Here is a 25,437-nt window from a genome sequence, read left to right as displayed (position 1 = left end):
GTCGGCATTTCAAAGGATCGGTGATGACTGAACTCGTAGCGACGACACCAGGGCTGTTCCCACTGCCCGACTGGGCGAAGGAGGGACTGTCCGACCTGAAGGGGCACCAGAAAGGTGACCTCATCGGCGGCGACGAAGGGGAGGAGATCGTAGCGGCGTACGACCGCGCCCGGAGCGAGGCCATCGAGCACCAGCACGAGGCGGGGTTGGACCGCGTCGTCGAGGGACAGCTGCGCTGGGACGACATGCTCGCGCACCCGCTGACCGTCCACGACAGCGTCGAGACGGGCGGGATCGTGCGGTACTACGACAACAACAACTTCTACCGCGACCCCCAGATCAGGGGTGACCTCGACTTCTCCGGTGACGTCGCGGCGGAGCTCGAAGCGGCCGCCGACCTGACCGACGAGCCGCTCCAGGCCGTCCTGCCGGGACCGTACTCGCTGGCCGATCTCGCGACCGACGAGCACTACGGGAGCGACGAAGAGCTCCTCGCCGGCGTCACGGACTTTCTCGCGGGCGAGGTCGAGGCGTTCCCCGACCACGAGACCCTGTTCCTGCTCGAACCCTCGCTCGTCGAGTCGCCGCCCGGTGCGGACCTCGACGAACGCGTGCCGGAGGCCATCTCGCAGGTCGCCGCCGAGACCGACGCCGACGTGGTTGTCCACACCTACTGGGGTGCCGTCGACGAGAAGACGTACGCCCACCTGATGGATTCGAGCGTGGAAGCGCTCGGCTTCGACCTCGTCGCGGGCGACCGCGAGGAGACGATCTACAACGTGACCGAGTACGGCACGACGTCGGACGTGGCGCTCGGGCTGGTCGACGGGCAGAACACGCGGGTCGAATCGCCCGAGACCGTCCGCGAGCGCGTCGACTGGTTCACCGAGCAGGTTCCCGCCCAGGAGTTCGACACGGTGTATCTGACGTCGAACGCCGAGCTGTTCTACCTGCCCGTCTCGAAGTACCGCGAGAAGCTGGGGACGCTGGCCGCGGCGGCCGCCGCCGAGGAGGTCGAAGCATGACCGGACACCGGACGGCCGGCGTCGACACCCGCGAGCAGTTCCGCCCCGAGGGTCACGGGTCCGACCACTTCATTCTCACGTCCGTCGTGGGGTCGTACCCGAAGCCGAAATGGCTCAACCGTGCCGCCGACCTCGCCGAGGACCCCGAATCGAAGTTCACCGACGAACACCTCCACGAGGCCCACGACGACGCCTGCCGCGTCATCGTCGACGAACACGAACGCGCCGGCCTCGACACCGTCGTCGACGGCGAGATGCGCCGCAACGAGATGGTGGAGTTCTTCGCCCACCGCATCGACGGCTACGAGTTCCACGGGCCGGTGAAGGTGTGGGGTCACAACTACTTCGACAAGCCCTCGGTCGTCGAGGAGGTCGAGTACGACGAGCCGTGGCTGGTCGACGAGTTCGAGTTCACACATGACGCCGCCTCCAGGCCGGTGAAGATGCCCATCACGGGGCCGTACACCCTGGCGAGCTGGTCTTTCAACGAGGCGTACCCCTCGGAAGCAGAACTCGCGTACGACCTCGCCGACCTCGTCAACCGCGAGGTCGAGAAACTGGTCGACGCCGGGGCTCGGTACATCCAGATCGACGAGCCCGCGCTGGCGACGACGCCCGACGACCACGCCATCGTCGGCGAGTGCCTGGATCGGATCGTCGCGGATATCGACGAGGAGGTCCGCATCGGCCTCCACGTCTGTTACGGCGACTACTCGCGCATCTACCCCGAGGTCAACGACTTCCCCATCGACGAGTTCGACGTCGAACTCTGCAACGGCGGGTTCGAGCAGATCGACGTGTTCACCGACCCCGCGTTCGAGCCCGACCTCGCGCTCGGCGTCGTCGACGCCCATACCGCCGAGGTCGAACCGGTCGAGGAGATCAAGCGGAACATTCGGCAGGGCCTGAAAGTCGTCCCGCCGGAGAAGCTCACCGTCTCGCCCGACTGCGGGCTGAAGCTCCTCCCGCGTGACGTCGCCTACGGCAAGATGCGGAACATGGTGACCGCGACCCGCGAGATCGAGGCCGAACTCGACGCCGGCGAGATCGACCTCGCGAACCCGCTGCCGACGGCGTAGAGCGGAGATGGACGACGGGCGCTCCCTCGACGACGCCGTCCGGGCGGCGAGCGACGTGACGCTCGCCCCGTCGCTCGAGCGGCTCGCCGACGCGGTCGGTGACGACCGCCTCCGGACGTGGCTCCGCGCCGTCCAGGCCGACCCCACCGTCTGCCTCCGGTGTGCGACCCGTGGGAGCACGGTGTTCGTCCGCTGGGACGAGCGACTCATCGAGATCGAGCGCCGCGGCGAGACGTACACGTCCCGCGAGCGCGTGGTCGACGAGGCGCGCGCGCAGGCGATCGTCCGGAGCGCTCCGGCGGTCGGGCTCGTCTTCGTCACGGAGAGCCCGTTCGGTCGCGTGTAGCCCGCCCCGTCGTGCCCTTTTTGAACTCGCAGTGACACGTCCGCGTATGTCTCCCGACGACCTCGCGGAGCGAATCGAGCACCTCGTCCACCGCGGGACCCAGCTTCACGACGCGGGCGTCGACCTCACGGTCGCGTCCGTCCACGCCGTCGCGGGCCCCGCCCAGGTCGACTTCGGCGGCGGCGAACTCACCGACGCGACGACGAGCGCGCTCGAACCCACGAAGCGCGACCCGGACGACGACTACGGCTGGTGGCGACTCGGCGGCGGGACGTACCTCCTCGGGTACAACGAGTCGCTGTCGGGGAACGCGCTCGCACAGCTCCAGCCGCGGGTCGAACTCGTCGAGCGCGGCGTCTCGCATCCGACGCTCCGCGTCGCCGACCTCCCACGGGTGCCCCTTACCGTGCCGGCTGCGGGCGTCCACCTCAAGGAGAACGCGCGGGTGTCGACGCTCGTCTCCCTGGACTGACCCGGCGTCGACGCCGGCCCGCCTCACCCGTCGAGCGCGAGGACGAGCGCCTCACCCGCGCGCCGAAACGTCGTTCCGTACCGCTCGGACCGCTCGCGCATCGTCCGCCGGCACCACCGCGCGTCCCTCCCCATCGCCTCGTGGACCGCACAGTCGCTGATCCGGACCGGGACCAGGCGGAGTTCGCGCGGGACGCCGGCGTCGACGGTCACCACGAAGAGGAACGAACGGTCGTTCCGGAGCGTCGCGTCGACGGCGTAGTCGTCGACGAAGTCGCCCGTGTCGTACAACAGGACGCTCCCGTCTCGCACCGCGACGCCGTTGAACACGTGGGCGCTGTGGCCGTGGACGACGTCGACGCCCCCGTCGACGAGCCACCGGGCGAACCGCTCTTCGGCCCGCGAGGGCCGCTCGACCATGTTCGGCCCGAGGTGGAGTGACGCGACGAGCAGGTCGGGCTCCGTGGCCCGCGCGGCCGCGAGCACCCGCTCTACGGTCGGCCGGCTCCCGGCGGCGACGCCGGGCACGCCCCCCGTCTCGGTCTCGGTTTCGGGGTCGGCGTCGAGTTCGACGTACGCCGTCCCCGCATTCTCGGTGGTCGCGGCGTACTCGGGCGTGTTGTCGGTGAGCGAGACGACGGTCACGTCGAGCCCGCCCACCTCGAACGTCGCCGGTCGTGCGGCCGCGTCGACGTCGCGGCCGGCCCCCGCGTGTGCGAAGCCGCCGGCGTCGAGCGCGTCGAGCGTGTCGTCGAGGGCGACGTCGCCGTAGTCGAGGACGTGGTTGTTGGCGAGCGTACAGCAGTCGACGCCGGCGCGGTCGAGCGCGGGCACGGCCCAGTCGGGATCGGCACGGAAGTGAAACGGGCGGGATGTCTCGGTCCACTCGCTCCCGCGCGTCGACAGGGCGCACTCGAGGTTGATCACCAGTCCGTCGAGCCGTCGGAGCCGACCGAGCAGATCACCCCACACCGCGTCGACGGGCCGACGGCGCTGGCGGCGGTCCACGTTGCGCCCGAACATCACGTCGCCCGTGAAGCCGACCCTGACGCGCGTCACCGTTCCGTGATCTCGAGGACCCGCCCCGCGGCGACCGTCTGGCCCATGTCACGGACGGCGAAGCTCCCGAGCTCGGGGATCTCCGAGGAGCGCTCGATCGCGAGCGGCTTCTGCGGGCGGATGGTGACGACCGCGGCGTCGCCCGCCTCCAGGTACTCGGGCTCGTCCTGCTGAACCTCGCCGCTCGCTGGGTCGATCTTCCGGTCGAGCGACTCGAAGGTGCCGGCGACCTGCGCGGTGTGGGCGTGGAACACCGGCGTGTAGCCCGCGGTTATCACGGAGGGGTGTTGCATCACGACGATCTGTGCGGTGAACGTCTCGGCGACCGTCGGTGGATCGGCGGCGGGGCCGCAGACGTCGCCGCGGCGGACGTCGTCGCTGCCGACGCCGCGGACGTTGAAGCCGACATTGTCGCCCGGCTTCGCTTCCGGAACCTCCTCGTGGTGCATCTCGATTGTCTTCACCTCACCGCCCACGTCCGAGGGCTGAAAAGAGACGTCGTCACCGGGGCGCATCCGGCCGGTCTCGACCCGGCCGACGGGGACGGTGCCGATGCCGGAGATGGAGTAGACGTCCTGGATCGGGAGTCGGAGCGGCGCGTCCGTCGGCGGCTCCGGCTCCGGCAGTTCGTTCAGCGCTTCGAGGAGCGTCCGACCCTCCCACCAGGGCATCGCGTCGGAGGGCTCGGCGACGTTGTCGCCCTCGAACGCCGAGATTGGGACGAAGCTCGCGTCCTCGGTCGCAAAGCGGACCTGTCCCAGGAGCTTCTTCACCTCGTCGACGACCGCGCGGTAGCGCGACTCGTCGTACGCCACCTTGTCCATCTTGTTGACGCCGATGATGAGCTCGTTGATCCCCAGCGTGCGTGCGAGGAAGACGTGCTCGCGGGTCTGCGGCGCGACGCCGTCGTCGGCGGCGACGACGAGCACGGCGTTGTCGGCCTGCGAGGCACCCGTGATCATGTTCTTCACGAAGTCACGGTGGCCCGGACAGTCGACGATGGTGAAGTAGTACGCGTCGGTGTCGAACTCCTGGTGGGCGATGTCGATCGTCAGCCCCCGCTCGCGCTCCTCGGCGAGGTTGTCCATCACGTAGGCGAACTCGAATCCGCCCTTGCCCTTCTCCTCGGCTTCGTTCCTGTGCTGTTCGATGACGTGGTCCGGCACCGAGCCAGTCTCGAACAGGAGCCGGCCGACGAGCGTGCTCTTCCCGTGGTCGACGTGGCCGATGATGGCCAGGTTCTGGTGCGGTTTGTCGCTCATGTCGTTCCTCTCCCCTATTGTAGTGTTCTTTCGTGATTATCAAATATCTGTCGAGAGTGCCTCGATCGGGCCGAACGTCACGTCCGTTCGACCGTCCGTCCAGGTCAGGCGTTATCACCCTGCGTCGCGTACCGCCCGGTATGGCGGCCGAACCGCATCCCACGGAGTCCGAGAACGCGCGGATCGTCCGGCGATACGTCGAGGAGTTCCTCAGCGGCGGTGACGTGGCGGTCGCCACCGAACTCACCCACGACGACCTCCGGGTCCACCAGTTGGGCGCGGACATCGAACGGAGCGGGCGGACGCTGACCGTCAAGGAGCTGTCCCGGCTCCGCGAGGCAGTTCCGGACTACACGCTCACGATCGAGGAACTGTTCGAGGGCGACGAGGTCGTGACCGTGCACGCGACCGCGAGCGGGACGCCGACGCGGCGTCGAAGGAGCCTCGTCCCGACCGGGCGCTCGTTCTCCATCCCCGCGGTCTACGTGTTCCGGCTCGCCGACGGGCGGATCGCCGAACAGTGGGTGCTCACGGACCGGCTGGGCGTCGGCGAACAACTCGGGCTCGTGCCACCGACGCTGCGGGGGCTCTGGGGCCTGCTTCGGAGCCGGTTCCGGGCGTGGGTCGGCGGGCGGCGGCGCTGAGACGGCTCACTTCCACGGGTTCGGGACGAGGTCGGCCTGGACGCGTGCGCCCACCTCGATCCGGCAGGCCGAACGCGGCTCGGCGAGACAGAGGAGCACGTAGCCGACGTCGCGGTGACGGGGTTTCAGCGCGCGCGGCTCGGCCGCGTGTTCGACGTCGCCACTGAGCAGTTTTCCGGTACAGGTGCCGCACGCCCCGTACAGACAGCCGTAGGGGAGGCCGACCCCGGCGGCTCCCGCGGCGTCGACAACGGTCTCGTCCGGGCCGACCGAGAGGCTCTCCTCGCGGCCGTCGCGCCAGCGGAGCGAGACCGCGTGCGTCTCCCCGCCTCCGTCCTGGCCCAGCATTCACTGCCAGACGTCGCTCGTACAGTCGCCGCCGGGCCACCGGATCTCGTGGGCGCGGGCGGGGCCGCCGGGCGCGTCGCCGAAGTCGACGACGAACTCCTCGTCGAGCTCCATGCGCCCCTCGTCGGGGTAGACGTCGGCCTTCAGCATCAGCGATCCGTGCTCGCCGATCTCGGGGTAGAACTGGTTGTCCCACGACGAGAACAGCGACGTGGTCCAGTAGAGTCGCTTCCCGTCGCGAGAGAGCTGGAGCATCTGCGGGGCCCCGTGGATCTCGTGGCCGGCGACCTCCTGGCGGTCCCCGAAGTTGCCGCCGGCCCACACGCGGTCCACGAGGCGCGGGTTGGCGCTGTCGGAGACGTCGTACATCCGCACGTCGCCGTGGAGCCAGTTGGCGAAAAAGAGGTACTGGTCGTCCAGCGAGACGAGCAGATCGGTGATGAGCGGCGGCACGGGCATGTCCCAGTCGGGGTGGTCCCGACTGTCGAGGTCGATGACGACCTCCCAGTCCCACCCGCCCTCCTCTTCGAAGAAGCGGATGACGTTCGAGGAGAGCGCGGCTCCGACGTACCCCTGGGTCTCCTCTGGGTTGTGGCTCATCCGGACCTCCAGCGGGATGAGTCCCTCCTCGCCGAACGTCAGCGTCGCCTCGTGTTCGCGCGTCTCCCAGTTCCAGATGTGGATGCTGTCGCCGTACTTGCCCGCCTCGACGTCGTCGAGGTCGAACCCGGGGTAGTACGTCTTCGGCGCGGCCCACTCCGAGGAGATCATGACGTTGTGCCGCGGCTGGTACCAGTAGTCGTAGTTCATCTCCATCTCCCCCAGGTCGGTCTCCCAGTGGCCGTCGATCGAGAAGTCCTCCTGGTCGAGTTGGAGGAACCCGCCCGGGAGTTCGCCGTCGCTGTTCCCGAGCATCGAGATGACGATTTTCCCACCGGGGACGCAGTGGACGGTGTGCGGTGCCGAGAGGTCGTGCTCGAAGACCTCCTCGGGCTCGATCACCTTCTCGATCGACAGCTCCCGGGGATCGGACGCGTCGAGGATGTGGATGCGCGAGGATCGTTGTCCCGGAACGATGAGGTGGTCTCGAGCCATCCCCTCCGCGTGACAGGACGACGAACAGGCGTTCCAGCCGAAGTGGTGGAGTTCGTCGCCCTTGTTCGGCATCTCGACCGTGTCGATCAGTTCGGCGTACGTCGGCGAGTCGGGGTCGACGTCGACGACACCCACGAAGTCCGGCCCGTCGACGTCCATCCCGACCCTGAGTCCCATCACGAACGCCGTCTGCTCCCGCCCCGACTCGGTCCGCATCGCCGCCGGCGTCGTGTAGCCGGGACCAGAGACGCCGTGTTCGTGATCGGCGTGGTCGGCGTGGCTGTGCGTGTCGCTGTCGGGTGTCTCAGCGTCACTCATACCAATGTATCTGCGAGAGAGTAGCAAACATGTTTCGGTGATTATACATAATTTACGACCATGTAAATTAGTCGCGTGCAACGACGGCCGAGGGCTTAGAGAGGAAAGGGCAGGCTGAGGTCGCGGGCGCGCGGGACGGACGCAGAGATGCCGACGGTGGGTGACGGAGCAGTCGCTCACCGGCGTGAGAACGATGGAAAACCGCGAGGCAGTAGCCCCGATCGGTCAGCGTCGAGTCAGTGGTCTTCGTCTTCGTAGATCCACGTGGCCGCGTCGAGCCCCCAGTCGACGAGTTCCTCGCTGTCGAAGAACAGGTCGATCTCGCGCTCGTTCGCGCCCTCGTCGTCGTGGGCTGAGGCGTGGATGACGTTGTGACCGAGGTCCAGACCGAAGTCGCCGCGGATCGTCCCGGGCGGCGACTCGGCGGGGTCGGTCTCGCCGACCATGTTGCGGACCTGGTGGGTCGCGTCCGCACCCTCCCAGACCATCGCGAACACCGGTCCGGAGGTGATAAACTCGACCAACCCCTCGAAGAAGGGCTTGCCCTCGTGTTCGCCGTAGTGCTCGTGGGCGAGTTCCTCGTCGATCTGCATGAACTTCGCGCCGACGAGTTTGAGACCGCGCTGTTCGAAGCGCGAGACGATCTCTCCGATGAGGCCACGCTGAACCCCGTCGGGCTTTACCATCACGAACGTTCGCTCGTCGTGGTGACTCATTGGTTACTCCTCGTCGTCCTCGTTTTCGTCGGCCGCGGCCGCCTCGGCTTCGTCGGCGGCATCCCCCGACGCGTCCGGTTCGGCGTCCGTTTCCGTCTCCGCCGCCTCGTCGGCGTCGGTCGCTTCTTCGGCTTCTTCGGCTTCTTCGGCTTCTTCGGCTTCTTCGGCCGCTTCCGTCTCCGCCGCCTCTTCGGCGTCGGTCTCGTCGGCGGCTTCGGCGGCCGCGGCGGCCGACTGGGCGTCGCGGGCAGCCTGCGCGCGCGCCTGCTGGTTGCGGCCTTCGGTGGTCCACTCGAGGTCGCGCGCCTCCCGTCCCAGGAGGTAGTTCTTCTCGGCTTTCGAGTCCTTGAAGTGGAGTACGGTCCCGTCGGTCTTGACGAACATCGTGCCCGTTCCGGGCTCGATGTCGTCGCCCGTGTAGTCGCAGGTTCGTTTCTCGACCATCACTGCCCTCCGATGGAGTCGGCGTCGCGCTGGGTCTCCCGGAGCTGGAGGATATCCCCCTCGCGGACGGGTCCCAGCACGTTTCGCGTGATGATGCGACCCTGATTCGAGCCCTCGCGGATTCGGCACTTGACCTGCATGGCCTCACCGTGCATGCCGGTCTTGCCGACGATCTCGATGACCTCCGCCGAGGTGGAGTCCGTGGCGCTCTCTTCTGCGCTCATCGTCGGTTACCTGAGTTCCTCGACCTTCGAGGTGATATCCTCGACGCTCTCCTCGGCCTCGCCGGCGTCGACGATGGCCGCGGCGGCGCTGCCGACCTCGAGGCCGGCGGCGTGACCGATGTCGTCCTGAGTCTCGACGAAGATGTACGGGATGCCTTTCTCCTCGGCGAGTTCGGGGAGATGCATCACGATCTCTTCGGGAGAGACGTCCTCGGCGACGAGGACGAGCGCGGCGTTCCCACGCTCGATCGCCTTCGTGGTCTCGTTCGTGCCTTTCTTTACCGATCCTGTGTCTCGTGCGACCTCGAGCGCCTCGACGGCGCTTTCGGCGAGGTCTGCGGGTACATCGTAGTCGACGTAAACTGGCATTGTGTTCCTCCTCCCTCCGGGGCTCGACTGCCTCGCCAAACCGGTCTTCCGGCGTCCGCCGCCGCGACGGAGATCCCTGACGGCGAGGAGTAGTCATCGACCCACGGACAGGGGTGTACGCAGTCGTAACACATCACTCCATAAAAGCGCTTTCAAAGCCGTCACGGCGTGTGAGGCGGGCGCACGACGCGACGGCTATCAGCTGTGAGAACCCCACCGGAGGGCATATATCCCCGAGCGGAATACGGTCGGCAACCGGACGAAGACTCAGTGAGCACTATCGCGAAACACGACGACATCGACGTGCTTCACGTCGACGACGACCCCGCCTTCGGCGACCTCGTCGCGACGTTTCTGGAGCGTCACGACGACATCGTCGTCCACGGCGAGACCGATCCCGAGGTAGCCCTAGAGCGACTCGACGCCGTCGACTGCGTCGTCTCTGATTTCGACATGCCCGAGACCGATGGGCTCACCCTCCTCCGCCGGGTCCGCGACCGACATCCGGAGCTCCCGTTCGTCCTCTTCACTGGCAAAGGCAACGAGGAGATCGCGAGCGAAGCCATCGCCGCGGGCGTCAGCGGCTACCTGCAGAAGGGCGGAGGGTCGGAGCGCTACGAGTTGCTCGTCAACCGCATCCGGACCGTGGTCTCGGAAGCGCGGGCGAACGAGCGGGCACGGGAGGCGACCGAACGCCTCCAAGAGGTGTACGAGCGGACGACCGACGGCGTGATCGCGGTCGATCGCGAGTGGCGGTACACGTACGCGAACGCACGCGCAGAGGAGATCCTCGGCGCGGCGTCGGCCGAGCTGCTCGGAACGGAGGTGTGGTCGGCGTTCCCCGGTCTCGTCGGCACCCGGTTCGAGACGGAGCTCCGACGAGCGATGGAGACCGGAGAGGAGGTCTCGTTCGACGCGTACTTCGATCCGCTCGGGACTCACTTCGCCGTCCGGGCGTTCCCGGGCGACGACGGACTGTCGATCTACGTCCGTGACGTCACGGACGAAGAGCGCACCCGGGAGAAACTCGCGGCGGAACGCCGCCTGCTCGACGCGGCGCTCGACGCCATCGACGACGTCTTCTACGTCCTCAACGGGAGCGGCGAACGACTCGTCCGGTGGAACGACCGGCTGGCGGCGCTCACTGGACGCACCGACGTGGAGCTCGCGTCGACGCCCGTCACCGAACTGTTCGTGCCCGCCGACCGGACGGACGTCACTCGGACGATCGAACGCGTCCTCGACGGCGAGGATGTCTCCGGAGTCGCGCGGTTCGACACGCCGGACGACCCCCGGCTCTACGAGTTCCGGACGGTCCCCCTCCACGACGAGAGCGGGGAACTCGTCGGGGTCTGTGGCATCGGTCGGGACGTCACAACCCAGCGCGAGCGCGAGGCGCACCTCGAACGGGTCGAGACCATCGTCGAGGCGCTCGGCGACCCCGTCTACACGACCGACGCGGTCGGGAAGCTCACCTACGTCAACGACGCCTTCGTCGAGGCGACGGGCTACGACTTCGAGACGGCGCTCGGTGCCGACGCCGCGGCGCTGTTGAAGACCGAGGAGGGCCGCGAGGCGGCGTTTTCGGCGATCCGGCGGGCGAGAGAGACGGACAGCCCCGAGCGGTTCGAGTTCGACCTCCAGACCGCTGACGGCGACGCGATCCCCTGTGAGGACCACCTCTCGCTGCTGCCGACCGACGCCGACTTCCGCGGGACCGCGGGCGTCATCCGCGACATCAGTCGCCGAAAGGACAGGGAGGCGACGCTCCGCCGCCAGCGCGACCAGCTCGACAAGTTCGCCGCGGTCGTCTCACACGACCTGCGAAACCCGCTGTCGGTCGCGCTGGGTCACGTCCAACTCGCGCTGGAGACGGAGTCGAGCGAGCGTCTCGACACCGCCGAGGACGCGCTCGAACGGATGGACCGCATGGTGGACGAACTGCTCTTGCTCGCCCGAACGGGCGCGGTCGTCAACGACCCCGAGCCGGTCACGATCGACGCCGTGGCCCGGGACGCCTGGGCCGTGACCGACACCGGTGACGCCACCCTCAGCCTCGACGACGGGTTGCCGGCGGTGTCGGCCGACCCATCGCGGCTCGCAGGGCTGTTCGAGAACCTCTTTCGGAACAGTGTGGAGCACGGTTCCACAGGCAACAGGACTGCCGCGCAGTCCGGTGAGGCCATTGAGCGTAGCTCAACGAGCAGTCGGCCGGAGACCGACGACGCCGTCGAGCACGGCTCGACGAACGGTCGATCGCAGATCGACAGCGCAACCGACCACCCCCCCGCCAGCAGTCAGACCGCCCCACGGTCCGCCGACCGCGTCGAGGTTCGGGTCGGCGTGCTCGAAAACGGAGCGGGCCGGGGGTTCTTCGTTGAGGACGACGGCCCCGGCTTCGGGAGTTCCGTCGACGACCCCGACGGGCTGTTCGACCCCGGCGTCTCCACGGCGACCGACGGCACCGGCTACGGGCTCACCATCGTCCGCGACGTCGCGGAAGCCCACGGCTGGACCGTCACGGCGACCGCCGGGGACGACGGGGGCGCGCGGTTCGAGTTCCGGGTTCGGACCGACAGCTGAACCCGAACCGCCTTAGCCTCGCCCGCCCAACCCCGGGCGATGCCGGGACCGTCCTCCGCTCCGTCCGCCTCGTCCCCCGTCCGGGCCCTGGCCGCCTCCCTCTCGGCGGCGGCGACGGCGACCGATCAACGCCGGCTCCTCGTGCTGAGCGGCGACCGCGACGCCGGGCTCGACGCCGCCTTCGAAGCCGCCGATGGCGCGGGAGTCGACGACAGCGACGTGACGGTCGTCACGACCCGCGAGGGCTTCCGATTCGAGCGTGTCTCGCCGGCTCAGGCCGACTCGCTCCTCGGGACCACCCGCGGACTGGTCGTCTGTGACGCGCACGAGGGGTTCTCGCCGAACCTCCTTGGCCGGCTCACGGGCGTGGCCGACGGCGGCGGGCTCTTCGTCCTCCTGACGCCCCCGCTCTGTGAGTGGCCCGACCGCCGAACCGACTTCGACGACCGCCTCGCCGTCCCGCCGTTCACCGCAGAGGACGTGACCGGGCGGTTCCGGCGGCGGCTCGTCGACGTGCTCCGCACCCACCCCGGCGTGGCCGTGGTCGACGTCGACGCGGGCGTGGTTCGACGCGACGGCGCGACCGACGGGGACGACCGCACGACGGATCGAACCGGGGAGACGGCCCCGTCGGTGCCCCCGACGGCCGCGTTTCCGCGCGAGACGTACGAGGCGTGTCGGACGCGGGACCAGGCGCGGGCCGTCGCCGCCCTCGAACGGCTCGGTCGGGGCCCGGAAGCGGTCGTCGTCGAGGCCGATCGCGGTCGGGGGAAGTCCAGCGCCGCCGGCCTCGCCGCGGCGGCGCTCGCGCTCGACGGCCGCGACGTTCTCGTGACCGCGCCGCGGTACCGCAACGCCCGTGAGGTGTTCGTCCGGGCGCTGGCTCTGTTCGAGACGCTGGGGGTCACCGTCGATCACGACGAGGAGCGGCACGTGGTCGTCGCCGCGCCCGGAGGCGACGGAAACGCGAGCGGCGGACGGATCCGGTATCTCCGTCCGCCCGAGGCGACCGACCAGATCGACCAGTCGGACGTCGTCCTCGTCGACGAGGCCGCGGCGCTCCCGGTGCGCGTCCTCACCTCGCTTCTCGACGCCGAGCGCGTCGCCTTCTTCACGACCGTTCACGGCTACGAAGGGGCTGGGCGGGGCTTTTCGGTTCGCTTCCGCGACCACCTGCTCGGCGGGTCGCACACGGTCACCGACGTCCGCCTCGACGACCCCATCCGGTACGCCCGCGGCGACCCCGTCGAGTCGTTCGTCTTCCGCGCGCTCCTCCTCGACGCCCGTCCGCCGGTCGCGCCGCTCGTCGACGAGGCCACCCCCGCGGCGGCCGACTACGAGACGTTCTCCCCGGAGGACCTGCTCGCGGACGAACACCGGCTCCGTGAGGCGTTCGGGCTCCTCGTGTTGGCGCACTACCGCACCGAGCCGGACGACCTGGCTCGCCTGCTCGACGCGCCGAACCTCACGCTGCGGGCGCTCACGCACGAGGGCCACGTCGTGTCGGTCGCGCTTCTCGCCCGCGAGGGCGGGCTCGACGCCGAGACTCGAAGGCAGATGTACGATGGCGAGCGCGTTCGCGGCAACATGCTTCCGGACGTGCTCACCTCGCAGTGCCGCGACGAGGACGCCGGCGCCCCGGTCGGCTACCGCGTGATGCGGATCGCCACCCACCACGCCGTCCGCTCGCGCGGGCTCGGGTCGGCGCTCCTCGACAGGGTCCGCGCGGAGTTCCGTGAGACGGACCCGCTCGGCGACCGACTCGTACCCGTCGAGTCCGGTACAGGCGTCGACTGGCTCGGCGCCGGCTACGGGGCGACGCCCGCGCTGGTCTCGTTTTGGCGGGCGAACGGCTTCCGGACGCTCTACCTCTCGACCTCGCGAAACGACACTAGCGGCGAGTACTCGGTGGTGATGCTCGACGCGCTCACGTCGGGGGGAGAGGCGCTCCGTGACCGACACACGCGGTGGTTCTGCGACCGGATCGCCGGGGTGCTCTCGGACCCGCTCCGCGACGCCGACGCCGACGTCGTCCGGGCGTCGCTCCGTGCGGTCGACGAGGCGCCCACGGTCACGCTCACAGACCGCGAGTGGCGGGTCGTCGTCGACGCCTCGTTCGGGCCGGGACTGTACACTGCCGATCCGGGGGCGTTCCGCCGACTCGCGCTCCGCGCGCTCGTCGGCCCCAAACACGAGGGGCTGCTGACGCCGCGGGAGGAGCGACTGCTCGTCCTGAAGACACTGCAGGCGCGCCCGTGGCCGATCGTCGCCGACGAACTCGACTACGTCTCGCCCAGTCGCTGTATGAAAGCGCTCGGGGAGACGTACCAGTCGCTCGTCGAACGTGAGGGCGGCGAGACGGCGGCGGGGTTCAGAAAGCGGTACGAGCCGACCGACTGACGCTCGGCGACGGCCGGGATCTGACAAGCGCCGCCTCGAACCCGGGGTGCACACTCTTGTCGGTCGGGAGAGTTCGTTCGGCTATGGAGACGTGCAGCGAGGACGGCTGTGAGAACCGGGCCGCGGTGCGTGTGTACGTCCCGTGGGCCGACGACCGCGACGTCTGCACGGCGCACGCGCGGGCTATCGTCCAGTCCGAGGGCGTGGTGGCCGAACCCCTCGACGACGCGGCGGACAACTGGCGCTAGTCGAGGAGGTCGACCGCCATCATCACCTCGCCGACGTACTCGCCGTCGATCCGGTAGTGGTCCGTCCGGACGGCCTCGGTCTCCCACCCGTGGTCTTCGAGGAACGAGATCGCGCGCTCGTTCGTCTCGGGGACGGAGTTGTACAGTTTCTCGAAGCCGTGTTCGCGTGCCCACTCGACGCCGCGGTCGAGGAGCGCCGATCCGATGCCGTGGCCGCGGTACTCGCTCCTGAGACCGACGGTGAGAACGGCCGTGTGTGAGAGGAACTCCGTCTCGGGGAGGTCGAGGTGGACCCAGCCGGCGACCTCGTCGTCCTCACCGACGCAGGCGACGAAAAAGAGCCGCGAGTGGACCTCGTTGTGCCGGATGAGTGCCTCCTCGTGGTCGAGCACCTCAGCGACCGTCTCGGCCTCGAAGTAGTCGCCCTCCTTTGCGACCTCGCGGATCGTCTCGGTGAGGTCGTCCTGATCGTCCTCGCGTGCCGTGCGGATGACGAAGTCGACGCCTTCGCGTACGTACTCCCGAGGTTCGTCCTCCTGGTAAGCGATCTGGAGCCGGTCGCCGACCTCGCGGATGTACCCCTCCTGCCGCAGGATCGTCATGTGGGCCCCGAACGCGCCGGGGTCCATGTTCAGTGCGCGTCGGGCCTCGTCCTTGCGAACCGTTCCGTGGCTCTCGACGTAGTCGTAGAGGTCCTTGCGGTCCTTGTGCGAGAAGGTGAGCTTGTCAGTAATGTCCATGCTCGTCAGTACCACACTCCAGTACTTAATTGTTGTTCGTGAATGTAACAGATCGGATAGCTGTCGACCGTGACTCCGAGCGAGACCCGCGTCAGGGCCGGGAGGACACCGCTGGCCGCCGTCGGAGAACGTCGGCCTCCCGACAGCTGTCCCGGCTCCCGACGATCGGTGTTGCCGGCGCTCAGTCGCCGTCCCGACCCGGGACCTTCGTCACCAGCTGTGCGGTGTCGACGATGTTGTGCGTCTTCAACAGGATCTCCGCGGCTTCGCGCACGGTCACGTCCGTGTCGAACGCGACCCCGTGGCAGCGGGTGTACAGCGAGAGGTAGTCGTTCGTCGCGCGGTGGAGCAACTCGAGTTCGCGGCCGGAGAACTCGACGTCCCACTCGGCCGTGCGGGCCTCGATGTACAGCGCGACGACGTCGCCGAGGCCGTCACGGGCGTACCGCAACGCACGGTCCTCGTCGACCCCGTCGGGCGGGTCGAACGTCTCCCGCTCGTGGCGGGCCTCCTCGGCGAGGTCGGCGATGCGGGCGTAGTACCCCGAGTGTCGCTCGTGTCCGTCGACGGAGTCCCGGTCCACGCGGGTCACCCCTGTTTGAACTCCACGCCCTTGCCGCCGCGCGGGTGCACCCAGGTCGTGTCGGCGACGACGGCACAGGTCCCACACTCGACGCAGGGCTGGGTGTCGAGCGAGACGACCTGCTCCTCGCTCCCGTTGGTCCTGATTGTCTCCTCGCGGTAACAGCCGCCGCCGAAGTCGCGCGCGGAGACGGGGCAGGCGTAGACGGCCGCGCCCGAGGCCTCGATCGAGTTGTCCTGGACGACGATGTGGGGGTTGCCGATGTCGGTGTTGTACGCCAGGTTTCCGATGCGCTCCTCCAGCGAGGGTGGCTCGACGTCGCTCGTCTCTCGGACGGGCGTCCCGAGTTCCTCGGCGATCACGGTCGGGAGCGTGACGTACGGCGTCCGCGTGTCGGGGATCATCGACACCATGAGGGGCGAGTTGTACAGCCTCTCCAGCTGTGACCCGAGGAGGCGGACGCCGAACCGACCAAGCGGGGAGTCGACCACGTCGTCGACGACCCCCGCGACGGGTTCGCGCTCGCCGAGGGAGCCGAGGAGGTCGTACTGCGTGGGTCGGAGCTTCTTCATCACGCCCTCCTCGCGGAGCTTCTCCGCGTAGCGCGTCCCCGCGCTGCCGGGCGACCCGCGCGCCCGCGACTCCGCGAACGCCTCGGCGGCGAGCGCCCCCGCGGTGACGGCGTGGTTCATCCCCTTGATGATCGGTCCCTGCGCCTGCATCTGCCCGGCGGCGTCGCCGACGAGCACGAGGTTATCGCGGTACGGTTCGCGCAGGGCGACCTTCTTCGAGTCGGGCACCAACTTCGCGGAGTACTCGCGTTCGTGGTACTCGTCGCCGAGCCACTGCGCCAAGAGTGGGTGGGTGAGCAGCGCGTCAAGTAGTTGGTGCGACTCCAGTTCCTCCTCGACGATGCTGTCGAGGTGGAAGACGGTCCCCAACGAGAGCGAGTCGCGGTTGGTGTAGAGGAAGCCGCCGCCGCGGGCCTCGTCGAACAGATCGCCCGAGAAGAGGTGGGCGACCCCTTCGTCGTCGTCGATGTCGAACCGGTCGTTCACCTCTCCAGCAGGCATGTCGACGACCGCCTTCACGCCCTGGAACCACTCCTCGGGGCGCTCCCAGTCCATCAGTCCCGCCTGCCGGGCGAGTTCAGAGTTGACGCCGTCGGCGGCGACGACCAGGTCGGCACGGATCGGGTCGAGTTCGTCGCAGGTGACGCCGACGATCTCGCCGTTCTCCTCTAAGAGGCCGTTCACGTGGACCTCGGTCAGGAGGCCGCCGCCGGTCTCGTGGGTCCGCTCGTGGACCCGTTCGGCGAGCCACGAGTCCATCTTCCGCCGGAGGACGGCGTCGGACCACGCCGTGTCCGCCTCGTGCAGGCCGGTGAGGTCGAACGACTTCACGCTCGTGCCGGCGACGTTGTGGATGTAGTACTTCGTGATCGGTCGCTCGCTCGCCTCCTCGCGGAAGCCGTCGAAGATCCCGTCGATCGTGTACGGCGCGGATTCCTCGGCGTAGATTAATCCCCCAGAAACGTTCTTCGAACCGGCGTCGACGCCCCGTTCGAGGACCAGCGTCTCGACGCCGTACGACGCCAGCGTGGCGGCCGCGGCGGCCCCGCCCGGCCCCGCGCCGACGACGACCGCCTCGTAGTGTTCGTACTCGGTGCCCGGCTCGACTTCCGTCGTCTCCGTGGTTGCGCTACTCATCGGCATCACCGTTGTCCCCGGTCGTCTCCGCTCGCCCGCCGTCGGTTCTCGGTCGCGTTCCCCCGTCGGCGACCGCCTCGACGTCCAGTTCGCCCGTCTTCACCGCCTCGGTCAATCGGGGGAGCACCTCGAAGAGATCGCCCTCGATGAAGTAGTCCGACCAGTCCTTGATGCGGGCGTCGGCGTCGGTGTTGATGGCGACGATCGTCTCCGACTCGTCGCAGCCGACCTTGTGCTGGACCGCCCCCGACACCCCGGCGGCGACGTACAGCGTCGGCTGGATGACCTGCCCGGTCTCGCCGATCTGTCGCTCCTCGTGGGTGTACTGCTCGACGTGGCCGTCGAACTGGAACGAGCCCGTGACGATGCCGCGGGTGACGCCCACGTCGGCGTTCTCGAACGTCTCGGCGAGTTCGAGCGCGAGTTCGACGCCCTTCGTCGGATCGGCGCTGATCCCGCGGCCGACGCAGACGACCACGTCGTTACCGGTGAGGTCGACACCCGAATCGAGCTGGTCGTACTCCGTGACCGAGACCCGGAACCAGTCGTCGTCCAGCGGGAGGTCGTGTCGGACGACCTCACCCTCCCTGGACGGGTCGGGGCCGGGGATCTCGAAGCTCCCCGGGATGACCGAGCCACCCTGTGGGTGGAACTCGCGGTGGGGGTTGTCGAGACAGAGGATCGTGGAGTACTCGAAGCCCGAGAAGTCCGGGCGCTTCATGTGGAGGACGCGCTCGAACGTCTTCTTCGTGCCGGGCTCGCCCGTCTTGACGGGGTTCGAGATGACGGTGTCCTCGATGTACAGCCCCGAACAGTCCGAGGCCAGCCCCGAGTCGAGTTCGGCCTGGACCTGCGCGGAGAGGTCGCGGCCGTTGTTGGTCGCGGGGAACAGCACGTAGCGCGGCTCGTCGTAGTCGCGCCACTCCTCCGCTTCTTTCTCCCGCCCGAACGGGTGGTCCGCGCTCCGGGCCATGTCGCAGAAGACCTCCGTGTAGGGCTTGTGTCGGAAGCGTTCCAGGCGCGGGTCCTCCTGGTAGACGACGACGTCCGCACCGAGGGCGATGCACTCGTCGGCGTGTCTCTCGACGTCGTCACCGACGAGGACCGCGACGACCCGCTCGTCCTCGTCGTACTCCGCGTTGTACGTGTCCATCAGCTCGCGGGCCTTGCCGAGCATCTCCTTCGAGACGTCGATCAGCTCCCCGGCCTGCGTCTCGCAGTACACCCACATGTCGCGGTAGGCGCCGTCCTCGAGGGCGTGGACGTACTGCTTGTCCTCGGTGGGGTGGTCGAGGTCCGGATGTCGTTCCTCGGGCGAGCGCCGTTCGGTGGCCGTCTCGTCGGCCTCGCCGTCGTCGCCTTCGAGCGACTCCAGCCGGTTTTCGAACTGCTGTTTGATCGTGTCGCGGTCCTCGCCTGCCTCCTCTTCTGCGAGCAGGTCGCGGAGGCGGTCGGGATCGTCGATGGACCGGATGGCGTTGGCCAGGTCGGCCATCCCCATCTCTTCGAGGTCGATCTCGCCGTCACCGCCGTCGTCAGCGAGTTTATCGATGCGCGACTGGATGAGCGTCTTCACGGCTGGGCGATCCTCGCCCGCCTCCTCCGCGGCGAGCATCGCCTCCAACTCCTCGCGGTCGTCGACGTCTTTGATCTTCGGGCCGAGTTCGGCGATCTCGTACTCGTTCGGGTCGATCTCGACCACGCTCAGTCACCCCCGGCTTCCGCGGCCCCCGGCGATCCGGCAAAGGGCGTGAGTTCCTCGACCACCTGCTGCATCGCCGCCGCGTCCGACGGATCGACCATCGTCGCCTCGCGCTCGGCCGGTGACTTCGGGATTGGATCCACCGATGAGACGATCGTCGGGGAGCCGTCGAGCCCGATGTAGTCGGGGTCGAGGTTCAGGTCAGCGTGGTCCCACACGGTCAGGTGCTCCTCGAAGTCCGCGGCGCGCTCGCGCGTCCGGTGGCGGAGTTGCTTCAGTTCGAGACGGTCGCCGGCGGTGCGGTACACCGGCTCGAAATCCGGATCCGAGACGATGAACGCCGGCAGCGGTGCCTCGACCGTCTCGATCTCCTCAATGTCGCCCTCGACGAGGCGTTTGGCGCGGACGGTCCGTTCGTCGGTGTCGATGTCGAGCGCGACGACGTGCGTGATGACCGGCATGTCGAGACACCAGCACGTCTGCGGGCCGGTGTGACCCGTCTCGCCGTCGGCCGTCTTGAACCCGGCGAACACCAGGTCGGGCAGCCCGCGTTTGCGGATCGCCGAACCCAGGGTGATGGCGGTCGCCCACGTGTCGGCGGCGGCCATCTCCCGGTCGGAGACGAGCGTGAGGTCGTCGGCGTACACCGTCTCCATCGCCTCGCGGAGCACGTCTTTGTACCCCGGCGGACCCATCGACATCACGGAGACGGTGCCTCCGTGTCTAACCCGGGTCTGCAGCGCCGCCCGCAGCGCGTGTTTGTCGTTCGGGTTCATCACCGTCGGCGTCTTCCCCCGTTCGAGGTGGCCGTCGTCGTCGAACGATACCTGGCCCTCGCGAAAGTCCGGTACACCCTTGGTCAGTACGACCGTGTCGAGTTCTCCCATGTCTCGCAGTCATCTCAGCACGTTTTCGTAATAATCTTTTGCCCTTGTTCTCGTTTGACAGGAACGACGACGCCGCTGTGGGCACTGAGACGCGCACGAACTGAAGAAGTCGAGAGACCGAGTTCAGAGAGAGACCGTCGTCAGATCCGGCCGGCGCGTCCGGGGTCGACGTCGATGGCGTCGACCGGGCAGACGTCGACGCAGAGCATGCAGTCGATGCACTGATCCTCGTGGGTTGGTTCGGCCTTGATCTCCGACTCGGGGTGGCCTGGCGTGTCGACCCAGGTGAACACGTCGACCGGACAGTCCTCGAGACAGGCGCCGTCGGCGATACAGATGTCGAAGTCGACCGCCACGTGGGTGCCGTGAATCCCCTGGGTCTCCGGTGGTTCGTACGGTCCCCACACGGCGACGTCGTCCGCGAAGGCGTCGTCGTCGACCTCGACTCGGTCCCGGTTCGTCTCGAAGTTCGCGTCGATGGCCATTGGTATCTATGGGTACATAACCAGGCGGCTACTTAACTCTTGCACGGAACACGTTCGGGGCTCGCCGACGCTCACGTGAGGGACGACAGCCGCCGAGCGGTGACTGTTTTCACCGTTCCCGCCGTGGGGTCGGTCATGGTCTCCGCGCTCGCGTGGGTCGCGATCGGGCTCGCCGTCGGCGGCGTCGTCGGCAGTCTCCTCCCGGCGGTGCCAGGGGCGGCGCTCTCGTTCGCGGGCATCCTCGTCTACTGGTGGTCGACGGGCTACACGGACCCGTCGCCTGTCGTCCTCGTGGGGTTCGCGCTCGTCGCCGGCGTCGCGGCCGTCGTCGACCTCGCCGGGAGCGCCGTCGCCGTCCGGGCGGGCGGTGCCTCGCCGCTCACCGCCGGCGTCGCGCTCGTCGCCGGCCTCGTCCTCGGTCTCGTCACCGGACCTCTCGGGTTCGTGCTCGGCATCGCCGGTGCGGCGTTCGCCGTCGAGTACTACCGGACCGGCGAGCGCGAGGCGAGCGGACGCGCGGCGCTGTACGCGACGGTCGGCGTGCTCGGGTCGGCCGTCGTCCAGGTGTTGCTCACGCTGTCGCTCCTCGTCGGGATCGTCGTCGTCGTCGTCCGCTGACCGATCCGTCGACCGTCCGCGGGGAGAGCCTCTTCCGACGTCGTCGTGGCTCCGCCGGTTTCCGGATCCTTCCGGTCTCACTCCCCGGTGATCGCGACCGCCCGGACGGGGGAGCCGTCGGCGTCGACCGCGAGGGGGTACGCGTGGAGCCGGAAGCGGGACGGCAGTCGGTCGAGTCCGCGGAGATTCTCGTAGACGAGTCGCCCGGCGCCGAGGAGCGCGTGGTGCGCCTCGAACCCCGTCGGCTCGTCCGCTCCCGCGTTCGGGCCCGGCGTGGGGTCGACGCTCAGCGCGTCCGTGGCGACGTGGTAGCCGTGGTCGACGCACCACGCGGCCGCCTCCCGGGTGAGAAACGGGTGGTCGCGGGAGCGGTCGGTTCCCCAGTGGTCGTCCCACCCCGTGTGGAGGACGAGGAGGTCGGCGTCGGTCGGGTCGGGCAGGGCCGCGACCGAGATGGGCGCGCGGGCACCGAGCCTGACGTCGGCCAGTTGGGCGTCGAACCGGAACGTATCGAGCGGGAACACCCCGAGCGTCGCTCCGTCTTCCTCCGTGTGACTGGGCGCGTCGACGTGGGTCCCCGTGTGGGTTCCCATCGCGAGCGCCGTCACCCGGTAGCCGTCCGCGTCGAAGTCGGCGTGTGGCTCGACTCGCACCGGCGGATCGCCAGGGTAGGTCTGCATGCCCGACTCGACGGACCGAGAGAGATCGAACGTGGCCATACCTTCGGCTCTCCCACCGGGGAGTTACCTCTTACCGTCGGAGCACGCACTGCGAGAGTTGTCGTTCGGTGGCTACCGCTCGGTCCCCACGTCTGCCTCGGCGAGCGCGGTCCGGATGACCGACACGGGCGCGAACTCCTCCCGGGCCACTGGCCCGCCGAGCGTCTCCCACGAGTCGACGAGCGACCGCTCCATCAAGAGCGCGAGCGCCAACTCGCCGGCACCGCCGTAGGTGAGCGACGCGAACTCCCAGCTCGGCTCGCCGCGGGGAAACGGCCCGTCCTCGCGGGGTCGGCGGATGTCGAGGACTCCGCCGAGGTTCGCGGCCGTCGCCGTCGCGAGGTCGTCGCCCTCGGTGAACCGGGTGAGCGGGAACTCGCGGTTGTCGACGACGAGCACGCCCGTCTCGCCCGCGAGGGTGGCGTCGACATCGGTCCGCCCCGCCTCGATCAGGAGGCGCACCACGTCGATCGTCGACCCCTCGCCGCTCAGGGTGTCGATATACCTGACGACGCGCTCGTCCGAGGGGCGGTACTCGACCAGCCCGGCGGTGACGAGAGTCGCGTCGATCCCGTGAGAGAGGAACACCCCGTCGAGGGTGATGCTCGACGGGAACCGGAGGACGACCCCGCGGTCGGTCACGTCGGCCGCGGCCACCACGGGACCGAGCGACGACGCCCCCAGCGACTCGAGCGCGTCGAACGCCGCCGGCACGTCGTCGGAAGCGATGGCGGCGGTGCAAGCTAACAGTTCGCCCGCCTCCACCGTCGGGTCGTACGTCACCTGGCTGGTGCGCGTCGCGATGCGCTCGCGGACCTGTCGCAGCCGGCCCTCCACGTCGCCGCGGTCGAGTTCCGCGTGCCCCGCCGAGGTGAGTCGGCGTCCCTTGCCGGGCACCTTCTGCGTGAACCCCGCCTCGTCGAGGTCGGAGAGCATCAGTCGGACCGTCCGACCCTTGATGTCGTACCCACGCTGCTGGAGCAGGTCGACGAGCCGGATGCTCCCGATCGGTTCGTGCGTCCGAACGAGCCGCATGAGGTCGTACGTTCGGCGGTCAAGATCCGCGGGCATCGTCGCTCGACAAAAGCGTGGCCGCCTACAAAGGCGTGCTGTTCGGCGTGACATGTCACCGAGTGAGACACACTCTCCGCCGCTCGCGGTCCGGAACTCGCCTGCCACGACGCACGGTCGCTCACCGCTGGAGACGTCGCCCTCGGTGCGCTGGACGCGCCGCGGACGACGGCGAGTCGAGCGTTCCAGACAGGCGGGCCGTCTCGGCCGAGCCAGGTCCGATCGGTGTGCGGCGCGAGGTCAGGGATGGGCGAAGTAGACGACCGACTCGTCGCCCGAGACCGCGCCGTCCTCGGCCACCTCGTCCACGCGGACGAAGCCGACCCGCTCGAACTGGAGCACGTCGTCGACGTCTCGGTCGGCGAAGCCGGGTTCGGCGAGCCCCGTGACGTCGCCGTCCATCGTGCGCATCCGCACCAGGACGGAGCCGTCGGCGGGCACCCAGTGGATCACGTCCACGTCGCCGTCGCGGACGACGTCGATGTCGTCGCCGGTGAATTCGAACGCGTCGCGGGTGTGGCGGACGCAGCCGTACCCCTTCAGCCAGACGCGCTGGCCGTTGGGCGGCACGTCATCCGGTTCGACGAGCACCGCACCCGCGACGGGGATGTGGCGTCGGCCACGGTCCTCGTGGTCGGGGTGAACGGGTGGTTCGCCCGCTGTCGGCCCGGCGATGACTGGCTTCTCGACGCCGTCGCGGACGAAGAAACAGCGATCCGACTCGTCGTCGACGAGGTCGCGGTTTTTGGCGTAGACCGACGACATCGACAGGTCGACGTTCGACGTCGACGTTCCGAGTTCGATCATCGCGCCGACGACCGCCTCGCCGCGGATGCCGCGTCGACGGAGGCTCGCCAGGGTCGGCGCGCGCGGGTCGTCCCAGCCGTCGAGGTCGCCGGCGTCGATCTTCGCTTTCAGCGTCGACGTGGAGAGCGTCACGTCGTAGGCGTCGACGTTGACGTGCCCCCAGTGGATCACTTCGGGGTACTCCCAGTCGAAGTAGTCGTAGACGAACCGCTGTCGTTTCGCCGAGTCTTGGAGGTCGATCCCACGGATGATGTGGGTGATCCCGAGCAGGTGATCGTCGACGCCCGACTGGAAGTCGAGCATCGGCCAGCAGCGGTAGTCGGCCGCGGCCGCGCGGGGGTGGGGCGTGTCGATGATGCGGAAGGCGACCCAGTCGCGGAGGGCCGGATTCTTGTGTTCGATATCCGTCCGCACGCGGAGCACCATCTCGCCCGACGAGTAGTCGCCCGCGACCATCGCATCGAACTCCTCGTGGGTCTCCTCGGTCGATTTGTCGCGGTGTGGGCAGGCCTCGCCCGCGTTCTTCAGGTCTGAGAACGCGGCCTGTGGGCACGAACAGGTGTACGCCCCGCCGGCGTCGATGAGGTCGCGGGCGTGATCGTAGTAGGTCTCGACGCGGTCCGACGCCGTCACCACCGCGTCCGGCTCGAAGCCGAGGTAGTCGATGTCGTCGAGGATGGCGTCGTAGGCGTCGAGGTCGGGCCGCTTCGTCTCGGGGTCCGTGTCGTCGAAGCGGACGACGAACTCGCCGTCGTATCGCTGTTTGTACGTCCCGATGACTGCGGGCATGCGCGCGTGACCGATATGCCACGGGCCGTTCGGGTTCGGTGCGGCGCGCATCCGGATCGTCTCGTGGGCGTCGGCGTTCGACAGGTCGGGCAGGGTGTGCTCCTCGCCGTCGTCGTCGGCGTCGAGTTCGTCGACGCGGTCGGGGGCGAGTTCCGTCAGACGGGTGCGCTTCTCGTCGGTGTCCATCTCGTTCACCCGCCCCACGACCGGCGCGACGACACCCGGAATCGCGTCGCCGTGAGGTCTGAAATCCGGGTTCTCGCCCATCAACGGTCCCATCACGGCGCCGACGTCGGCGTCACCGTCGTGCTTCAGCGCGTTGAAGAGGGCGTGTGTTTCCGCCGCCCGTTCGACGCGCTCGCGGAGTTCTGCGTCCATTGTCTCCGGATGCGTGTGGGGTCGGCAAAAGAAACCCGGATTCGTGGCCCGGCGATCGTCGGCACACGCGGGTAAGGGTACGTCAAACTGTAACACACCGAGGCGTATGAGCGTTTCGTCGCCTCGGTAGCAGATGAGTCCTCGATCCACCATGTCGTCTCTCGTGATGGGTTCAGCGTCGGAATCGCCGGACTTCGATGGACCGGCCTGTCAGGAGTGATCAGGAGGGCGGTGGGGCCACGTCCTCCCCAACCGATTCGGACGCTCGCCCACCGCGTTCGCTCGCGTCCGCATCCCTCGCGCGTGGGGCGCCTGGCG

General features: G+C 68.7%; 26 protein-coding genes. 9 read left to right on the top strand and 17 right to left on the bottom strand.

What is annotated here, in order from left to right; translation table 11 throughout:
* Nucleotides 1-23: 23 nt before the first annotated feature.
* From NKJ07_RS03410 to NKJ07_RS03395, 4 genes are read left to right on the top strand one after another with little or no spacing between them, the layout of a single operon-like run.
* Entirely contained in the window at nt 24-1,025 is a 1,002-nt protein-coding gene (locus tag NKJ07_RS03410) for a 5-methyltetrahydropteroyltriglutamate--homocysteine methyltransferase (protein WP_318569191.1), read from the top strand.
* On the top strand, nt 1,022-2,104 hold the full coding sequence (locus tag NKJ07_RS03405; protein WP_318569190.1) for a methionine synthase: 1,083 nt from the start codon (nt 1,022-1,024) through the stop codon (nt 2,102-2,104). Before NKJ07_RS03410 ends, NKJ07_RS03405 begins: the two co-directional genes overlap by 4 nt.
* A 7-nt stretch (nt 2,105-2,111) precedes the next feature.
* Entirely contained in the window at nt 2,112-2,450 is a 339-nt protein-coding gene (locus tag NKJ07_RS03400) for a hypothetical protein (RefSeq protein WP_318569189.1), read from the top strand.
* A 46-nt stretch (nt 2,451-2,496) separates the two neighbouring features.
* Nucleotides 2,497-2,922 carry a dCTP deaminase/dUTPase family protein gene (locus NKJ07_RS03395; protein ID WP_318569188.1) on the top strand — a complete coding sequence of 142 codons (426 nt, stop codon included), beginning with the start codon at nt 2,497-2,499 and terminating at the stop codon, nt 2,920-2,922.
* Between the two features lie 23 nt (nt 2,923-2,945).
* On the opposite strand, the gene NKJ07_RS03390 is transcribed toward NKJ07_RS03395, so the two are convergent.
* The gene (locus NKJ07_RS03390) at nt 2,946-3,980 is read right to left on the bottom strand and encodes a CapA family protein (RefSeq protein WP_318569187.1); all 1,035 of its coding nucleotides are present in this window, start codon (nt 3,978-3,980) and stop codon (nt 2,946-2,948) included.
* On the bottom strand, nt 3,977-5,242 hold the full coding sequence (gene tuf / locus NKJ07_RS03385) for a translation elongation factor EF-1 subunit alpha (RefSeq protein ID WP_318569186.1): 1,266 nt from the start codon (nt 5,240-5,242) through the stop codon (nt 3,977-3,979). Before tuf ends, NKJ07_RS03390 begins: the two co-directional genes overlap by 4 nt.
* A gap of 140 nt (nt 5,243-5,382) precedes the next feature.
* Between tuf and NKJ07_RS03380 the strand changes: the two genes are divergently transcribed.
* Complete coding sequence (locus NKJ07_RS03380; protein WP_318569185.1) at nt 5,383-5,886, top strand: ester cyclase; 504 nt, start codon at nt 5,383-5,385, stop codon at nt 5,884-5,886.
* A gap of 6 nt (nt 5,887-5,892) precedes the next feature.
* Here the strand turns inward: NKJ07_RS03380 and NKJ07_RS03375 are convergent, their stop codons facing one another.
* The 6 genes from NKJ07_RS03375 to rpl7ae all read right to left on the bottom strand — a co-directional run bounded on the left by NKJ07_RS03375 (nt 5,893) and on the right by rpl7ae (nt 9,400).
* Nucleotides 5,893-6,234, bottom strand: coding sequence for a 2Fe-2S iron-sulfur cluster-binding protein (locus NKJ07_RS03375; protein ID WP_318569184.1), 342 nt, complete (start codon nt 6,232-6,234; stop codon nt 5,893-5,895).
* Nucleotides 6,235-7,647, bottom strand: coding sequence for a selenium-binding protein SBP56-related protein (locus NKJ07_RS03370; protein ID WP_318569183.1), 1,413 nt, complete (start codon nt 7,645-7,647; stop codon nt 6,235-6,237). It abuts the gene before it with no gap.
* A gap of 236 nt (nt 7,648-7,883) precedes the next feature.
* Nucleotides 7,884-8,363, bottom strand: a complete 480-nt coding sequence (gene ndk / locus NKJ07_RS03365) for a nucleoside-diphosphate kinase (protein WP_318569182.1) — start codon at nt 8,361-8,363, stop codon at nt 7,884-7,886.
* A gap of 3 nt (nt 8,364-8,366) precedes the next feature.
* A complete protein-coding gene (locus tag NKJ07_RS24375) occupies nt 8,367-8,807 on the bottom strand; it encodes a 50S ribosomal protein L24e (RefSeq protein ID WP_425504716.1) in 441 nt (146 codons plus the stop codon).
* Nucleotides 8,807-9,031 carry a 30S ribosomal protein S28e gene (locus NKJ07_RS03355; protein WP_318569181.1) on the bottom strand — a complete coding sequence of 75 codons (225 nt, stop codon included), beginning with the start codon at nt 9,029-9,031 and terminating at the stop codon, nt 8,807-8,809. Before NKJ07_RS03355 ends, NKJ07_RS24375 begins: the two co-directional genes overlap by 1 nt.
* Nucleotides 9,032-9,037: 6 nt before the next feature.
* The gene (rpl7ae, locus tag NKJ07_RS03350; protein WP_318569180.1) at nt 9,038-9,400 is read right to left on the bottom strand and encodes a 50S ribosomal protein L7Ae; all 363 of its coding nucleotides are present in this window, start codon (nt 9,398-9,400) and stop codon (nt 9,038-9,040) included.
* Nucleotides 9,401-9,670: 270 nt separating this feature from the next.
* On the opposite strand from rpl7ae, the gene NKJ07_RS03345 reads away from it, so the two are divergent.
* From NKJ07_RS03345 to NKJ07_RS03335, 3 genes are all read left to right on the top strand, one after another.
* Complete coding sequence (locus NKJ07_RS03345; protein ID WP_318569179.1) at nt 9,671-11,983, top strand: PAS domain-containing protein; 2,313 nt, start codon at nt 9,671-9,673, stop codon at nt 11,981-11,983.
* A 39-nt stretch (nt 11,984-12,022) separates the two neighbouring features.
* Entirely contained in the window at nt 12,023-14,383 is a 2,361-nt protein-coding gene (gene tmcA / locus NKJ07_RS03340; RefSeq protein WP_318569178.1) for a tRNA(Met) cytidine acetyltransferase TmcA, read from the top strand.
* Nucleotides 14,384-14,466: 83 nt separating this feature from the next.
* Nucleotides 14,467-14,631, top strand: a complete 165-nt coding sequence (locus NKJ07_RS03335; protein WP_318569177.1) for a DUF8014 family protein — start codon at nt 14,467-14,469, stop codon at nt 14,629-14,631.
* Here the strand turns inward: NKJ07_RS03335 and NKJ07_RS03330 are convergent.
* From NKJ07_RS03330 to NKJ07_RS03305, 6 genes are all read right to left on the bottom strand, one after another.
* The gene (locus tag NKJ07_RS03330) at nt 14,628-15,371 is read right to left on the bottom strand and encodes a GNAT family N-acetyltransferase (protein WP_318569176.1); all 744 of its coding nucleotides are present in this window, start codon (nt 15,369-15,371) and stop codon (nt 14,628-14,630) included. The two genes, NKJ07_RS03335 and NKJ07_RS03330, sit on opposite strands and share 4 nt — an antisense overlap.
* Before the next feature lie 181 nt (nt 15,372-15,552).
* Entirely contained in the window at nt 15,553-15,954 is a 402-nt protein-coding gene (locus tag NKJ07_RS03325) for a DUF8055 family protein (protein ID WP_318569175.1), read from the bottom strand.
* Nucleotides 15,955-15,959: 5 nt separating this feature from the next.
* Nucleotides 15,960-17,663, bottom strand: coding sequence for an FAD-dependent monooxygenase (locus NKJ07_RS03320; RefSeq protein ID WP_318569174.1), 1,704 nt, complete (start codon nt 17,661-17,663; stop codon nt 15,960-15,962).
* Nucleotides 17,656-19,365 carry an electron transfer flavoprotein subunit alpha/FixB family protein gene (locus tag NKJ07_RS03315; RefSeq protein WP_318569173.1) on the bottom strand — a complete coding sequence of 570 codons (1,710 nt, stop codon included), beginning with the start codon at nt 19,363-19,365 and terminating at the stop codon, nt 17,656-17,658. Before NKJ07_RS03315 ends, NKJ07_RS03320 begins: the two co-directional genes overlap by 8 nt.
* Nucleotides 19,366-19,367: 2 nt before the next feature.
* Nucleotides 19,368-20,252 (bottom strand): electron transfer flavoprotein subunit beta/FixA family protein, encoded by an 885-nt coding sequence (locus NKJ07_RS03310; protein ID WP_318569172.1) that lies wholly within the window; start codon nt 20,250-20,252, stop codon nt 19,368-19,370.
* Between the two features lie 140 nt (nt 20,253-20,392).
* Nucleotides 20,393-20,737: a 4Fe-4S dicluster domain-containing protein gene (locus NKJ07_RS03305; protein ID WP_318569171.1), complete on the bottom strand. Its 345-nt coding sequence runs from the start codon at nt 20,735-20,737 to the stop codon at nt 20,393-20,395.
* A gap of 135 nt (nt 20,738-20,872) precedes the next feature.
* Between NKJ07_RS03305 and NKJ07_RS03300 the strand changes: the two genes are divergently transcribed.
* Entirely contained in the window at nt 20,873-21,355 is a 483-nt protein-coding gene (locus NKJ07_RS03300) for a DUF456 domain-containing protein (protein WP_318569170.1), read from the top strand.
* Nucleotides 21,356-21,432: 77 nt separating this feature from the next.
* Here NKJ07_RS03300 and NKJ07_RS03295 read toward each other — a convergent pair whose 3' ends face one another.
* The 3 genes from NKJ07_RS03295 to NKJ07_RS03285 all read right to left on the bottom strand — a co-directional run bounded on the left by NKJ07_RS03295 (nt 21,433) and on the right by NKJ07_RS03285 (nt 25,119).
* A complete protein-coding gene (locus NKJ07_RS03295) occupies nt 21,433-22,074 on the bottom strand; it encodes a cyclase family protein (protein ID WP_318569169.1) in 642 nt (213 codons plus the stop codon).
* A gap of 72 nt (nt 22,075-22,146) precedes the next feature.
* Nucleotides 22,147-23,145 carry an NrpR regulatory domain-containing protein gene (locus NKJ07_RS03290; RefSeq protein WP_318569168.1) on the bottom strand — a complete coding sequence of 333 codons (999 nt, stop codon included), beginning with the start codon at nt 23,143-23,145 and terminating at the stop codon, nt 22,147-22,149.
* A gap of 240 nt (nt 23,146-23,385) precedes the next feature.
* Nucleotides 23,386-25,119, bottom strand: coding sequence for a glutamate--tRNA ligase (locus tag NKJ07_RS03285; protein ID WP_318569167.1), 1,734 nt, complete (start codon nt 25,117-25,119; stop codon nt 23,386-23,388).
* Nucleotides 25,120-25,437 lie beyond the last annotated feature (318 nt).

The organism is Salinigranum marinum, from assembly GCF_024228675.1.
Lineage (GTDB): Archaea > Halobacteriota > Halobacteria > Halobacteriales > Haloferacaceae > Salinigranum > Salinigranum marinum.
This window is presented reverse-complemented; position numbering and strand designations above follow the sequence as displayed.